Source organism: Pontibacter ramchanderi, from assembly GCF_002846395.1.
GTDB classification, from domain to species: Bacteria; Bacteroidota; Bacteroidia; order Cytophagales; family Hymenobacteraceae; genus Pontibacter; species Pontibacter ramchanderi.
In genome coordinates this window covers 153,579-168,149 of record NZ_PJMU01000001.1, presented here as the reverse complement: position 1 = coordinate 168,149, position 14,571 = coordinate 153,579, and the positions used below count along the sequence as shown (strand labels likewise).

General features: G+C 54.8%; 13 protein-coding genes. 12 read left to right on the top strand and 1 reads right to left on the bottom strand.

Annotated features, from left to right (window positions below; translation table 11 throughout):
- Positions 1-71 precede the first annotated feature (71 nt).
- Positions 72-710, top strand: a complete 639-nt coding sequence (locus BD749_RS00710; protein ID WP_101442469.1) for an NADH-quinone oxidoreductase subunit B — start codon at positions 72-74, stop codon at positions 708-710.
- A 78-nt stretch (positions 711-788) separates the two neighbouring features.
- Here the strand turns inward: BD749_RS00710 and BD749_RS19180 are convergent, their stop codons facing one another.
- Positions 789-1,049, bottom strand: coding sequence for a hypothetical protein (locus BD749_RS19180; protein ID WP_143741205.1), 261 nt, complete (start codon positions 1,047-1,049; stop codon positions 789-791).
- Between the two features lie 177 nt (positions 1,050-1,226).
- On the opposite strand from BD749_RS19180, the gene nuoC reads away from it, so the two are divergent.
- The 11 genes from nuoC (at position 1,227) to nuoM (ending at position 14,566) form a co-directional block, all read left to right on the top strand.
- The gene (gene nuoC, locus BD749_RS00705; protein ID WP_101442468.1) at positions 1,227-2,975 is read left to right on the top strand and encodes an NADH-quinone oxidoreductase subunit C/D; all 1,749 of its coding nucleotides are present in this window, start codon (positions 1,227-1,229) and stop codon (positions 2,973-2,975) included.
- Between the two features lie 104 nt (positions 2,976-3,079).
- Positions 3,080-3,799 (top strand): hypothetical protein, encoded by a 720-nt coding sequence (locus BD749_RS00700; protein ID WP_143741204.1) that lies wholly within the window; start codon positions 3,080-3,082, stop codon positions 3,797-3,799.
- 46 nt (positions 3,800-3,845) lie between these two features.
- On the top strand, positions 3,846-4,310 hold the full coding sequence (nuoE, locus tag BD749_RS00695; protein ID WP_101442466.1) for an NADH-quinone oxidoreductase subunit NuoE: 465 nt from the start codon (positions 3,846-3,848) through the stop codon (positions 4,308-4,310).
- A 19-nt stretch (positions 4,311-4,329) separates the two neighbouring features.
- A complete protein-coding gene (gene nuoF / locus BD749_RS00690; RefSeq protein ID WP_101442465.1) occupies positions 4,330-5,631 on the top strand; it encodes an NADH-quinone oxidoreductase subunit NuoF in 1,302 nt (433 codons plus the stop codon).
- Entirely contained in the window at positions 5,613-8,348 is a 2,736-nt protein-coding gene (nuoG, locus tag BD749_RS00685; protein ID WP_101442464.1) for an NADH-quinone oxidoreductase subunit NuoG, read from the top strand. Before nuoF ends, nuoG begins: the two co-directional genes overlap by 19 nt.
- The gene (gene nuoH, locus BD749_RS00680; RefSeq protein ID WP_101442463.1) at positions 8,318-9,295 is read left to right on the top strand and encodes an NADH-quinone oxidoreductase subunit NuoH; all 978 of its coding nucleotides are present in this window, start codon (positions 8,318-8,320) and stop codon (positions 9,293-9,295) included. The genes nuoG and nuoH overlap by 31 nt, the downstream gene beginning before the upstream one ends.
- Before the next feature lie 391 nt (positions 9,296-9,686).
- A complete protein-coding gene (gene nuoI, locus BD749_RS00675; RefSeq protein ID WP_101442462.1) occupies positions 9,687-10,202 on the top strand; it encodes an NADH-quinone oxidoreductase subunit NuoI in 516 nt (171 codons plus the stop codon).
- Positions 10,203-10,205: 3 nt separating this feature from the next.
- Positions 10,206-10,763 carry an NADH-quinone oxidoreductase subunit J gene (nuoJ, locus tag BD749_RS00670; RefSeq protein ID WP_101442461.1) on the top strand — a complete coding sequence of 186 codons (558 nt, stop codon included), beginning with the start codon at positions 10,206-10,208 and terminating at the stop codon, positions 10,761-10,763.
- The gene (gene nuoK / locus BD749_RS00665) at positions 10,760-11,068 is read left to right on the top strand and encodes an NADH-quinone oxidoreductase subunit NuoK (protein ID WP_101442460.1); all 309 of its coding nucleotides are present in this window, start codon (positions 10,760-10,762) and stop codon (positions 11,066-11,068) included. Before nuoJ ends, nuoK begins: the two co-directional genes overlap by 4 nt.
- 4 nt (positions 11,069-11,072) lie before the next feature.
- Positions 11,073-12,959: an NADH-quinone oxidoreductase subunit L gene (nuoL, locus tag BD749_RS00660; RefSeq protein ID WP_101442459.1), complete on the top strand. Its 1,887-nt coding sequence runs from the start codon at positions 11,073-11,075 to the stop codon at positions 12,957-12,959.
- Entirely contained in the window at positions 12,956-14,566 is a 1,611-nt protein-coding gene (gene nuoM, locus BD749_RS00655; RefSeq protein ID WP_245868575.1) for an NADH-quinone oxidoreductase subunit M, read from the top strand. The genes nuoL and nuoM overlap by 4 nt, the downstream gene beginning before the upstream one ends.
- Positions 14,567-14,571: the final 5 nt, after the last annotated feature.

The following is a 14,571-nucleotide window of genomic DNA, read 5'->3' as shown; positions in this document are numbered from 1 at the left end:
CGCTTTGACAAAAGACAAAGGACTTCTGAAGAAAGCCTTTGCATGAATAGTGTAACGTAACACCCTACGATATGAAATGGTGGTTAAGCAAACCCGATGAGCCAGCCAATGCCGTGACAGGCACCAGCTCCTACGAAGAAACCGTGCAACAGAGCATCATGCTCACTACGCTGCAGGACCTGATTGGCTGGGGTCGCAAAAACTCGATGTGGCCATTCCACTTCGGCCTGAGCTGCTGCTTTGTAGAGATGGCCACCAGCATGACCCCAAAATATGACGTCGCCCGCTTCGGTGCAGAAGTTATACGGGGCACGCCGCGCGAAGCCGACGTAATGATCATCGCCGGCACTGTCTTCATCAAAATGGCCCCGATCATCAAGCGACTGCACGAACAGATGATGGAACCTAAGTGGGTGATCTCCATGGGCTCATGTGCCAACTCCGGCGGCATGTACGACATCTACAGCGTGGTGCAAGGTGTCGATAAGTTTCTGCCAGTGGATGTTTACGTTCCCGGCTGCCCGCCCCGCCCCGATGCTTTCATGGAAGGTTTGCTGCTGCTAGCCGACAGGGTTGGAAAAGAACGCCGCCCCTTAAGCTGGACTATTGGTGAGCAGGGGGTGATCAGGCCAGAGAAAATCGAGGTAAAAGCAGGCAAAAAAGAACGCTGGAGTCAGATGAATGAATTCCGGTCGCCGGATGAAATATAGAAGTTTAGGAGTTGGGGAGTTTGGGAGTTGGCTGTCTGAATCTTCATATAGGGCCCCTACCCCAAGGATTTTCAGGATTTATGGATTAACAGGATTCTCGAAGATACCGGGTCCAACCGCCTCTAACCCCTCCTTATTTAAGGCGGGGAATCTGTGGTTGGCTATTTCAAAAGTATAAACTTCGTAGCCAAGACCACACAGACCACTGTCACGCATTGCTAGGTAACTTGCACTGATGCTATGAAATAGATATAGGTGCCAGGTGCACGAACGACGATTTTTTGTTTGAGCGGTCAGCGAGTTCAAAATCGTCTTGATTTTTTTGCTTACTTTTTTCATCAAGGAAAAAAGTAAGGCCCGCCCGGCCAGGGCAAGCTACAAAGCAACGTAGGTTATCAAAAGCACAGAGCAGTTGCTACGCTAGCAAGAAACAGACATAGGTATAAGTATAAACTTAGCATAAAAAGAAAGAGAGTACATGAGTTAGCATACATCAAATATTAACGGCCTCCTCCCATGAACAACAACAGCGGCATACTGGAGCAACTCAAGTCGCGGTACGGCGAAGACACGTTCAAAACGCAGACCACCAAGGATGACATCATCACCCTCTGGCTCCCTGTGGACCACGTGCCGGAAGTGCTAAAATTTCTGAAGCACGACCTGCCTCAGCCCTTCCCCCTCCTCTTCGACCTGACGGCCATAGACGAACGCACCCGCAAACCTGAGAACGGCCATATCCCATACAGCTTCACGCTCATCTACCACCTATTTTCGTTTGAGCGCAACACCTTTATCCGACTGAAGGCCGGCCTCCGCGAGGACTTCCCGAAAGCCCCGAGCATTAGCGGACTCTGGCAAAATGCCAACTGGTACGAGCGCGAGGTATACGATATGTTCGGCATTCGCTTCGAGGGCCATCCGCATCTTTCCCGCATCCTCATGCCCCGCACCTGGGTGGGCCACCCGCTCCGCAAAGAGCACCCGGCCCGCGCTACTGAAATGGGGCCTTTCCAGCTTTACGACGACAAGATAGACCTGGAGCAATCGGCCTTGCAGTTCAAACCCGAAGAATGGGGGCTGCAGCGGCAAAGCGACGACAGCGATTTCATGTTCCTCAACATTGGTCCGCAGCACCCAGGCACACACGGTGTACTGCGCATTATTCTGCAGTTGGATGGCGAAGACATTGTGGACGCTATACCTGATATCGGCTTTCACCACCGTGGTGCCGAGAAAATGGGTGAGCGCCAGTCCTGGCATACCTACATCCCTTATACCGACCGCGTGGATTACCTCGGCGGCGTGATGAATAACCTGGCTTACCTGCAGGCTGTCGAGAAACTCGCAGGTATAGAAGTGCCGGAACGGGTGAAGTATATCCGCGTCATGTTGTGCGAGCTTTTCCGTATCGCCAGTCACCTCGTTTGGTACGGCACTTTTGCGCAGGACGTGGGGCAGCTCTCGCCGGTGTTTTATATGTTCTCTGATCGCGAGAAGATCTTCGACATCATCGAGGGCATTTGCGGCGGACGCATGCACCCGAACTGGTTCCGCATCGGTGGTGTGGCACAGGACCTGCCCAAAGGTTGGGAGCAACTGGTGCAGCGCTTCATCGACTATTTCCCGAAACGCCTGAAGGAGTACGACGCGATGGTGATGAAGAACAGCATCTTCAAAGCCCGCACGGTCGGTATCGGCATCTTTACCAAAGAAGAAGCCATTGAATGGGGCGTAACAGGCGCCAACCTGCGTGCCTGCGGCTTTGAGTGGGACTTCCGTAAAATGCGTCCCTACTCGGGCTACGAACTATTCGACTTCGAGGTGCCCACAGCCACCAACGGCGACTGCTACGACCGGGCCGTGGTGCGGGTAGCTGAGATGCGTCAGAGTCTGCGCATCATCGAGCAGTGTGTGAAGAACATGCCGGCCGGTCCTTATAAGTCAGACCATCCCATCACCACGCCACCCGTCAAGCAAAACACCATGCACGATATCGAGACCCTGATCACGCACTTTCTGGGTGTGACCTGGGGGCCCGTGATACCGCCAGGCGAAGCCATGAGCTGCATCGAAGCGACAAAAGGAGCCAACGGCTACTATTTGACCAGTGACGGGAACACATCCCCTTACCGGGTACGGATTCGCACTCCCTCGTTCCCCCACATGCAAATGCTCCCCTACATCAGCCGTGGCTATACCGTAGCGGACTTGCTCTCGATACTCGGGGCGATGGATTATGTGCTGGCAGATATAGACAGGTGATTTTTGATTTGGTGAGTTAGTGAGTTAGTGATTGAGTGATTGAGCGAATGAGTGATTGAAATAGAATGTAGATGCTTAGAGTTGGGTTTTGCATATTGATCTGTATGGTTGCCTTTGGTCTACGAGCGCAGGAGCTTGATGATAATCAGGTGAAGCGGCTATACCTGTCTGCGACGGGGGGTGTTGGCCTGATGGGCCCACAAAGCAATATGGAAGACCAAATGCGTGCTTCCGGACTGGGCGATACACAATCGGGAGGATGGTTTAGTAGCGGTAATACAGCTCATCCGAACAGCAGTAAAATCCCGACCCTCCATCTAACCGGTAATTACTGGCTAAAAGGCCGGCAAGGTACATCACTTGAAATTGGTTTGGTGGACTACATCGAGGTAAATGGCTACGATAACATCGGCATAGGAAACTACATTTCGCTGAGAAGTGCCATCTGGTCCGCATCACTGAATTATATGCTCGGTTCGAAGAACCGGAATGGCTATCTCAGCGTCGGACCTGCGCTTCTGCTGCACCATGTGAAGGATGATGCTAGTAGCAATTCAACAGATGCTCAGACCAAATGGCTTGCCGGTTTTAACGCTAGTTATACCCTGCACCTGATAGACAAGTCGAGCTGGTTTATGGCTTTCAAAGTAAACGGTCGCATTGCCCCAAAATCGGAGACTGGCCCCTTTGTAGCTGAGCACCAGCTAGGCATCGGTTTACCCGAACCAGAGAACTATCGCTCTGAATTCAGGCAAACGAAAGTGCAGATAAGCGGATTTAACGTGGGCCTCACCGCCGGACTCAAACTAGGGAAGGGAGCCTAATTGCGATTTCTATATGAGAGGATTAACAATTTAACCCTTTAACAACATGCTGACCACCGAAGAAAAACACAAAATCGACCATGAAATCAGCCTGGTGCCCTCACCGAAGAATGCCTGCATTGAGGCGCTGAAAATCGTGCAGCAAAGCCATGGCTGGGTGTCGGATGAGAGCCTGAAAGATGTGGCGGATTATGTGGGGATGTCGCCGGCGGAGCTCGACAGTGTGGCCACGTTTTACAACCTGATTTTCCGCAGACCGGTGGGGCGGCATGTGATTCTAGTGTGCGACAGTATCAGTTGCTGGGTGATGGGATACGAAAGTATCCGCGACCGCCTTTACGAAAAACTCAACATCAAATACGGCCAGACCACCGAAGACGGCCGCTTTACCATACTGCCCAACTGTTGCCTCGGTACATGCGACCGAGCCCCGGCCCTTATGATTGACAACGATTTGTACCGTGACCTGACGGTTGACCAACTGGACGAGATTCTGGAAAAGTATACCTAAAACCCAAGTGGGCACACCCATGGAGAAGCCCCTAACCCAACACATTGTCCCCGGACGCGCCCCGCTCTCACTCAAAGAATACGAGAAAGTGGGCGGCTACCAGTCTGTGCGCAAAATCCTGAAAGAGATGGCCCCTGCCGATGTGCAGAATCTGGTCAAGGCCTCCGACCTGCGTGGTCGAGGTGGTGCAGGCTTCAACACGGGCTTGAAATGGAGCTTCGTGCCGATGGGACCCGAGGCAGCCAAGCCAAAATACCTCGTGGCCAACGCCGACGAGATGGAGCCCGGCACGTTCAAAGACCGCGTGCTTCTGGAAGGAAATCCGCACCAGCTGATCGAGGGGATGATTGTCGCGGCTTATGCCATCGACGCCAGCGTTTCCTACATCTTCATGCGCTGGGCCTACAAGGTGGCGGCACGGGAAATCATCAAGGCGCTCGACGAAGCTTACGCAGCGGGTTATCTGGGGGAGAATATCTTGGGTTCGGGCTTTAGTCTGGACATGCACCTGCACACCGGTGTAGGTCGCTATATGTGCGGCGAAGAAACGGCCTTGCTCAATGCCCTTGAAGGCAAACGGGCGAACCCACGCGCCAAGCCCCCTTTTCCGCAGGTGAGTGGTTTGTTTGGCAAGCCGACCATCGTAAACAACGTGGAGACGCTTTGCTGTCTGCCGCACATCATCAACAACGGGGCCGAGTGGTTCAAAGGCCTGAGCAAGACCGGAGACGCCGGCACCAAACTCTACGGTATCAGCGGCCGCGTGAAAACGCCCGGTTGCTGGGAACTGCCGATGGGCACAACCATCCGCGAACTGATTGAAGAGCACGGCGGCGGGATGCAGGACGGCTACCTGTTCAAGGGGCTCTTGCCGGGCGGCGCTTCCACGGATTTTCTGGTGGAAGAGCACCTCGATTTGCCCATGGACTACACTGCCATTCAGGCAGCCGGCAGTCGCATGGGTACAGGCACGATGATTATCCTCGACGACCAGACCTGCCCGGTGGGTTTTGTGCACAACCTGCAGCATTTCTTTGCGCAGGAGTCCTGCGGCTTCTGTACGCCTTGCCGCGAAGGGCTGCCCTGGGTGGAGAAGATTCTACTGGCGATAGACAAAGGCGAAGGCAAACCCGAACACCTCCTCACACTCGATTTTCATACCAAATACCTTGGCCCCGGCAACACGTTTTGTGCCCTCGCACCCGGCGCCATGGAACCCCTGCAGAGCGCTCTGAAATACTTCAGAGAAGATTTTGAACGACACATTCACGAACACCACTGTCCCTGGAGCAAAGCGAAAGTATGGCAACCATCTATATAGACGACAAACCCTACGAAGTACCCACCGGCAAGAACCTCTTGGAAGCCTGCCTCACCCTCGGCAAGGACCTCCCCTACTTTTGCTGGCACCCGGCCATGGGCTCCATAGGCGCTTGTCGCCAGTGCGCCGTGAAGGTATACAAGGACGAAAACGATACCAAGGGCAAGCTCTTTATGTCGTGTATGGAACAGGTGCGCGACGGCATGCGCATTTCCATTGCGGACATGGAAGCGAAAGAATTCCGGGCGCACGTCATTGGCTGGTTGATGACCAACCACCCGCACGACTGCGCCGTGTGCGACGAAGGCGGCTCTTGTCACCTGCAGGACATGACCGTGATGACCGGCCACAACTACCGGGCTTACCGCTTCGACAAGCGCACCTACATCAACCAGTACCTCGGTCCGTTCATCAACCACGAAATGAACCGCTGCATACAGTGCTACCGCTGTGTGCGCTACTATAAAGACTATGCAGGCGGCAAGGACCTCGACGTGTTCGCCGCGCATAACCACCTGTATTTTGGTCGCCACGAAGACGGTGTACTGGAGAGCGAGTTCAGCGGCAATCTGGTAGAAGTCTGCCCCACTGGCGTGTTCACCGACAAGACGCTGAAACAACATTATACCCGCAAATGGGACCTCACCATGGCCCCGTCGGTTTGCCACCACTGCAGCCTCGGTTGCAATATTTCGGCAGGTGAACGCTACGGCACCTTGCGCAACATCACCAACCGGTATAACGGCGAAGTGAACGGCTACTTCCTCTGCGACCGCGGCCGTTTCGGCTACGAGCACGTCAACCACGTCGGCCGCATACGCAAGCCGCTCGTGCGGGCGCAACTGCCCGAAGCCACCGACAAGTATACCGCCCTGCAGGCTGCCGCTGCGGCTTTCCGGACAGGCAGCGTGATAGGCATTGGTTCGCCGCGGGCTTCGCTGGAATCGAACTTCATGCTCAAGACCTTGGTCGGTGACGACAACTTCCACCACGGCGTATCTGATACGGATCACGACCTGGTATGTCTGGCGCTGAAAATCCTGAAAGAAGGTGCCGCCCGCACCCCATCGCTTCGGGAAGTGGAACAAGCGGACGCCGTATTCATACTCGGTGAAGATCTGATCAACACCGCCCCCATGCTGGCGCTGGCCGTACGTCAATCGGTGCGCAAGCAACCTGCCCTCGAGCATATCTCCAAAGCCAACATACCAGTCTGGCAGGACGCGGCTGTGCGGGAGCTGATGCAGGACGAAAAAGGCCCGCTCTTCATCGCCACCATCCACGACACCAAGCTCGACGAAATTGCCACCTATACCTATAACGATTCCCCGGACGCCATCGCACGGTTAGGCTTTGCCGTGGCCCACTTCATTCATGCCGATTTCCCGGAAGTACAAGGGCTCAACGAAGACGAACTGCAGCTGGCACAGCAGATTGCCGACACCCTGATGGCAGCGAAAAAGCCACTGGTAATTTCCGGTACGCACTGCGGCAGTGAACGGGTACTGATGGCCACGGCCAACATTGCCAATGCACTGGTAGCCAAAGAAAGAGAAGCGGGCATTGTACTCACCCTGCCCGAGTGCAACAGCATGGGCCTCGCCAAGCTTGGCGGCCATAGACTGGAGTCAGCTTTCGAAGCGATTCTAAACGGCTATGCCGACACGGTCATTATCCTCGAAAACGACCTCTACCGGCGGGCCAATGCCGGTATGGTAACCAACTTCCTGAAGACCGCCAAGAACGTCATCGTGCTCGACCATCTGCATAACGCCACCACTGAAGAAGCCGACATCTTACTCGCAGCCGGCACCTTTGCCGAAGCTGACGGCACGCTGATAAACAACGAAGGCCGGGCACAGCGTTTCTTCCAGGTATACCCGACTTCCGAAGACCTGCAGGAAAGCTGGCGCTGGCTCGGGGAGCTGGGCACTTTGCTGGCCCACGACCGGATCAGTCACTGGCACGGCTTCGACGACATCCTGCAGGCCATGGTGAAAGAACAGCCGGAGTTGAAAGGTATAGAAGCCGTCGCGCCGGGCACCGATTTCCGCATTGCCGGACAGAAGATACCACGGGCGCCTCACCGTTTCAGCGGCCGCACTGCTATGCTGGCCAACATTAACGTGAACGAGCCCAAGCCGCCGGTAGACCCCGACGCACCGCTTTCCTACACCATGGAAGGCTACCGCGGACAGCCACCATCCTCTATCATTCCTTTTTTCTGGGCACCGGGATGGAACTCGGCGCAAGCCACCAACAAGTACCAACAGGAAGTGGGCGGACACCTCAAAGGCGGCGACCCGGGTCTGCGCTTAATCAAGCCGGACACGAGCCACACCAAGCCTTTTACCCAGACGGTGCCGCAGAAATTCCAGCCGCTGGAAGGCCACCTGTACATGCTGCCACTCCACCACATTTTCGGTTCCGAAGAGCTCAGCATGTACTCCCCGCCCATTGTGGAGCGGGCGCCGGAGCCTTATGTGTTGCTCAACGAAGAAGACGCCATCCTGATGAAACTACAGGTGGGCGAGAATCTAAGCTTTACCATCGAAGGACAAGTCTACCAGGTGCCCGTGAAAATAAGTCCGTTACTACGCAGCGGCACGGCGGGTCTACCTGCCGGACTGCCGGGTATACCTTATGCTGAATTGCCTGCCTGGGCCATACTTAACCGAGAACTTAAATGGAAACAGCAACCCCAAACTACTTACTAATCATCGGCGGCGTATTGTTCGTCATGCTCAATGTGGCGGCCCTGCTTATCTGGGTAGAGCGACGCGGTCTGGCTTTGTTGCAGGACCGCTACGGACCCAACCGCGCAGGGCCCTTCGGCTTGCTGATTGTGGCCGCAGATTCCATCAAACTGTTCTTCAAACAGGACTGGATTCCGCCTTTCGCCGACAAACCCGTCTTCATTCTGGCCCCGGCAATCGTGGTCGTCACAGTGCTGATGTCCTTCGTCGTGATTCCCTTCGCGCCGGGTATTGTCGTGGCAGACCTGAACGTCGGTTTGCTCTTCTTTCTGGCGATGTCGTCGATGGGGGCCTACAGCATTATACTCGGTGGATGGGCATCCAACAACAAGTACAGTTTGCTGGGTGCCATGCGTGGTGCGGCTCAGATGATTTCCTACGAAGTGTTCATGGGTCTATCGCTGATGGGCGTGGTGCTGATGGCCGGCTCTTTCAACTTGAGTACCATTGTGGAAGCGCAGCGGGGCATGTGGTTCGTGGTGCCTCAGATCATCGGCTTCGTCATCTTCTTCATTGCAGGTATAGCCGAAACACACCGCCTGCCTTTCGACATTCCCGAAGCGGAAAGTGAACTGATTGCCGGTTTCCACTCCGAGTATTCCGGTATGAAATTCGGCATGTTCTTCATCGGTGAGTACATGGGTATCACGCTCATCTCCTGCATGATGGTGGTCCTGTTCTTCGGCGGCTGGCTAGGCCCGGATTTCCTGCCACCTATTGTGTGGTTCATCCTGAAGACTGGATTCTTCCTGATGGTCTTTATCCTGTTGCGTGCCTCTATGCCTAGACCAAGATATGACCAGTTGATGGAGTATGGCTGGAAGTATCTGCTGCCGCTGACCTTGCTGAATCTGGTGGTGACGGCGGGGGTGTTGTTGTGGATGAATGATGGGTTTGAAGGAGTTTAGGAGTTTAGGAATTTGAGAGTTAAAGATTGGCTAACACGAAACTGTCCCCTTGAGGGGACCATAGGGGTGTAAAGCCAGTTAGGAAGTCTTTTACCAAGAGCTTACATCTCACGCCCTCGCTCGCCTCTGGCGAGTGTGAGCTATCCAGTGGCGTCCCGCCACTTGTGCTGTCGAGTACAAACTAAAGCGGCCAGAGTCCGCCCAATAGCACACACCCGCGGGACGCGAGCGAGAGCAAATACTAGAAAAAAGTCCCCCTTGGGGGCAGGGGGATGACAATCGTGCATGGTGAACACCCCTATAATCCCCTCAAGGGGATAGTTGTGGAGATTACATCGACTATACCTACAAGGGACAGTTGGAACAGACAAAATAAACGAAAGGAGCACTTATGTTTAGTTTATTGCGCAGTATGTGGCTTACGTTTCTGCATGCGTTTCACAAGCGGGAAACCATTCAGTATCCGGAGCAAAAGGCCATTCTTCCGACGCGCTGGCGGGGCCGCATTGTGTTGTCACGCGACCCTGACGGGGGTGAGCGCTGCGTGGCCTGCAACCTATGCGCCGCCGCCTGCCCCGTGGACTGCATCTCGCTGCAGGCCACCGAGGACCCGACGGGCCGCCGCTATCCAGAGTTCTTCCGCATCAACTTTTCGCGCTGCATTTTCTGCGGCTTCTGCGAAGACGCTTGCCCGACTTACGCCATCCAGCTCATACCTGATTTTGAGATGGGCGAATACAACCGCCAGAACCTTGTCTACGAGAAAGAGGACCTCCTCATCAACGGGCAGGGCAAATACCATGGCTACAACTACTACAAGGTAGCGGGCCTGGCCATAGGCGGAAAAGGCAAGGGCGAAGCCGAAAACGAAGCACCTCCGGTAGACATCAAAAGCTTAATCCCCTAGCCTATGGAAATCGCATTTTATATAGCCGCAGCCGTCGCCGTGCTGGCCACCATCATGGTCATCACACGCTACAACATGATCCATGCCCTGCTCTACCTCGTGGTGTCTTTTCTGGCCGTCGCGGTGGTGTTCCTGACTATGGGAGCGCCCTTTATGGCCGCTCTCGAAGTCATCGTGTATGCCGGGGCCATCGTGGTGCTCATCATCTTCGTGATTATGATGTTGAGCCTCACCCGCGAAGATGTGGAACAGGAAAAAGCCTGGCTCCAGCCCAAACTCTGGGTCGGTCCTGCCCTACTCTCGTTTGTGCTGTTAGCTGAACTGGTATACCTGTTGGTGATCGCCGAAATGCCCGCCGCACCTGCCGCAGCCAGTTACGTCGACGCCAAAGCCGTGGGCTTAACACTGTATGGACCTTATATTTTAGGGGTGCAGTTGGCAGGTATCCTCCTGATGGCAGGTATAGTGGGCGCTTACCATTTGGGGCGGCAAAAGAAGAAAGTCATTCACCGCTTCCTGCAGGAGAAGGAACCGCAGAAAGAAAGGAGCGCTGCTATATGACGTCAATCCCAATAGAAACCGGTTTGCTGCTGGCGGGCGTGCTGTTCATGCTCGGGCTCATCAGCGTGATGATTCGCCGCAACATCATTTTCATGCTCATTTCGGTGGAGATCATGCTCAATGCCGCCGGGCTGGCCTTTATCGTGGCAGGCAGCCACTGGGCACAGCCGGACGGACAAATCATGTTCATTTTCATCCTGACGATGGCCGCAGCCGAGGTGTCGGTTGGTCTGGCGCTGATACTGCAGATTTATCACCAGCTGAAGACGCTCAACAGCGACGCGGCTAACTTTATGAAAGGATAACGCTATGGGAGAATTACTCTGGTTAATCCCCGCCCTGCCCTTTGCCGGCGCCCTCCTGCTGGTGCTCTTCGGCAACCGCATTTCGCGCGCGCTGGTCACGGCCATTGGGGTCGGCAGCGTCGGCATTTCAGCGGCCATCACGCTGGTGTTGGGTATAGACTATCTTACATCGCGGCCGTCATTTATCAGGCAGGAACTATGGCAGTGGTTTGATGTGGCAGGCTTCAGTCCGTCCATCGCGTTCCACCTCGACGCCCTCTCGATGGTCTTCATATTCGTCATCACCTTTGTGGGTTTTCTGATTCACATCTACTCCACCGAGTACATGGCCGAGGACACAGACTACGCCCGTTTCTTCGCCTGCATGAACCTCTTCGTGGGCTCCATGCTTGTGCTCGTGATGGCGGATAATCTGCTGTTGCTATACCTTGGTTGGGAAGGCGTGGGCCTCTGCTCCTACCTGCTCATCGGTTTCTGGTACAAGGAACCCGCCAACGGCTATGCCGCCCGGAAGGCCTTTATCATCACCCGCGTGGGCGACACGGCCATGGCCATCGGTTTGTTCATGCTCTTCCAGCATTTCGGTACGCTGCACATTCAGAGCATTTCCACGGAGGCGGCGCAGGTATGGAGTGTCGGAAACGAGACGGCCATGATCATTGCACTGCTCCTGCTAGGAGGCGCGGTGGGCAAGTCGGGTCAATTGCCGCTGCAGACGTGGTTGCCCGACGCCATGGCGGGTCCGACGCCCGTAAGTGCGCTCATACACGCCGCCACCATGGTGACGGCTGGCGTATACCTGGTGGCCCGCATGCACGTCATTTTTGAGCTGTCGCCGGTGGCGATGATGGCGGTGGCGGTGATTGGCGCTGTAACACTTTTAATTGCGGGTTTTGCGGCGCTCACGCAGTACGATATCAAACGGGTACTCGCCTACTCCACTATCAGCCAGGTGGGTTATATGTTCCTGGCTTTGGGAGTTGGAGCCTGGTCGGCGGGTGTGTTCCACTTTATGATTCATGGCTTCTTTAAGGCATTGCTTTTCCTTTGCGCGGGGGCCATTATTCTGGCCTTGCACCACGAACAGGACATGCGCAAAATGGGCGGTCTGAGTAAAAAGCTGCCTGTCGTGTTCTATACCTTTCTGATCGGTGCGGCCTCACTAGCGGCCTTTCCGCTGGTGTCGGCGGGTTTCTACAGCAAGGACCAGATTCTGTGGTTACAGTTGGCTGGGGAGAACGGAAACATCTGGCTATACCTGGCGGGTTTGCTGGGCGCTTTCATCACCTCCATCTATACGTTCCGGATGGTGTTCCTCACCTTTTATGGTGAAGAAAGAACACACGTCGGGCATAAACCGACTTTAGCGATAACGATTCCCCTGATTATTCTGGCGGTGCTGTCTTTTGCGGGCGGTTTCATCGAGTTGCCGCACAACTTCGGCCATGTGGTGCTGTTCTCCGACTTCCTCGGACCCGTGCTGCCGGCTGTGAGTGTAGTGCCGGACTTTAGTCAGTATGAATGGATGTTGCAGTTATTAGCGGCTGTGATATCACTGGGCGGTATCTTCATTGCCTACCTTTTCTACTACAAAAAACCGGAGCTCATCGAGAGCATTCACCGTTCTGAATTTGCCATGGCCGTTCACCGCTTCTGGCAATCCGGCTGGGGCTTCGACCAACTCTACGACGCGCTTTTTGTGCGGCCTTATGTATACCTGTCGAAAGTGAATAAAAGCGATTTCATTGACTCCATTTATACCTTCATTGCCAACGCCACACAAGGGCTGCACCAGCTTTTTGCCCGCACCCAAACTGGCATCATGCGCAATTACGTGGCGGGCATTGTGGTCGGCGCGATTATGATTCTAACCATAAGTCTACTGCTATGATACTGGTCTGGCTGATTGCAATACTGATGGCTGGCGGCGTGCTGGCCTGGATTTCCGGAAAAGTAAACCGCACCCTGCCCCGCTGGGTGGCGCTAGGCTCTGTGGGCGCTGTTTTCGGGTTGACGCTATACCTGTGGCTCAGCAATCCGCAGCCAATGATGGGTGCGGCGTGGCTGGTTCATTTTGACCAGCCTTGGATTCCGCAGTGGGGTATAAGTTTTAGTTTGTCGCTCGACGGACTGAGTCTGCTCATGCTGCTGCTTACCTTTTTCCTGGGTTTCCTGGCGGTACTTATTTCTTGGCGGGAGATTCAGAACAAAGTTGGCTTCTTCCACTTCAATCTCCTATGGGTGCTGGCAGGTATAACAGGTGTGTTCCTCACCATGGACCTCTTCCTGTTCTACTTTTTCTGGGAAGTCATGCTCATCCCGATGTACTTCCTCATCGGCATTTGGGGACACGAGAACCGTCGCTACGCCGCCTACAAATTCTTTATCTTCACGCAGGCTTCGGGACTGCTCATGCTGCTGGCCATTCTCGGGCTATACTTCATCCACGGTAACCAAACCGGTATCTATACCTTTAGCTATTTCGAGTTGCTGAACACCACACTTACCCCCGAGGCGGCACGCCTGCTGATGTTCGGCTTTTTGGCGGCCTTCTTAGTCAAATTGCCCGTGGTGCCGTTCCACTCCTGGCTCCCCGATGCGCACTCCGAAGCGCCCACGGCAGGCAGTGTGATTCTGGCGGGCCTGTTGCTCAAAACCGGGGCCTACGGATTGCTCCGTTTCGTGTTGCCGCTCTTCCCGACAGCCACCGTGGAGTTTGCGCCTTGGGCCATGTTGCTGGGTGTGGTGGGCATCATCTACGGCGCCATCCTGGCTTTCTCCCAAACTGACCTGAAGCGATTGGTGGCCTATACCAGCGTGAGCCATATGGGTTTTGTGATACTGGGGGTGTTCGCCTTTAACGAGTGGGCACTACAGGGCGTGGTCATGCAGATGATCACGCACGGGCTGAGCACGGGAGCCCTCTTCATTATCGCCGGCTTCCTCTACAAACGCCTCCATACCCGCGACATCCGGCAGATGGGCGGTTTCTGGTCCACGGCTCCCAAAATGGGTGTGATCGCGCTCATCTTCGTCATGGCCTCCCTCGGCCTCCCCGGACTCGGCAACTTCATCGCCGAATTCCTGACGCTGGTTGGCTCGTGGCAGGCGAACAACTGGCTTACAGTTTTCGCCACCATCGGCTTAGTGATGGCCACCATCTACTCGCTCCGCATCATGCAGAAAATTTTCTTTGAAGAGTATAAGCTAGAGCAACCGCTCCCTGACTTGAATGCCCGCGAAATGCTCATTGCCATACCGATGGTTGCCATGATTCTCTGGCTGGGCCTCTACCCACAGCCGGTGCTCGACACCGCCCGACCTAGCATACAGGAACAACTACAGGCTTATACTGAACCTCCTGTAAAGCAAGAGGAAAACCCTATAAAACTGAAAAACATGGCGCGTGCAGAAAAGAGCAAAGCCGAAGAAATTACAGCAAAACTGGAAGAAGCGAAGCCATCTTCACATCTCCAAATTTTTAAATCTTCAAATTGACAAGC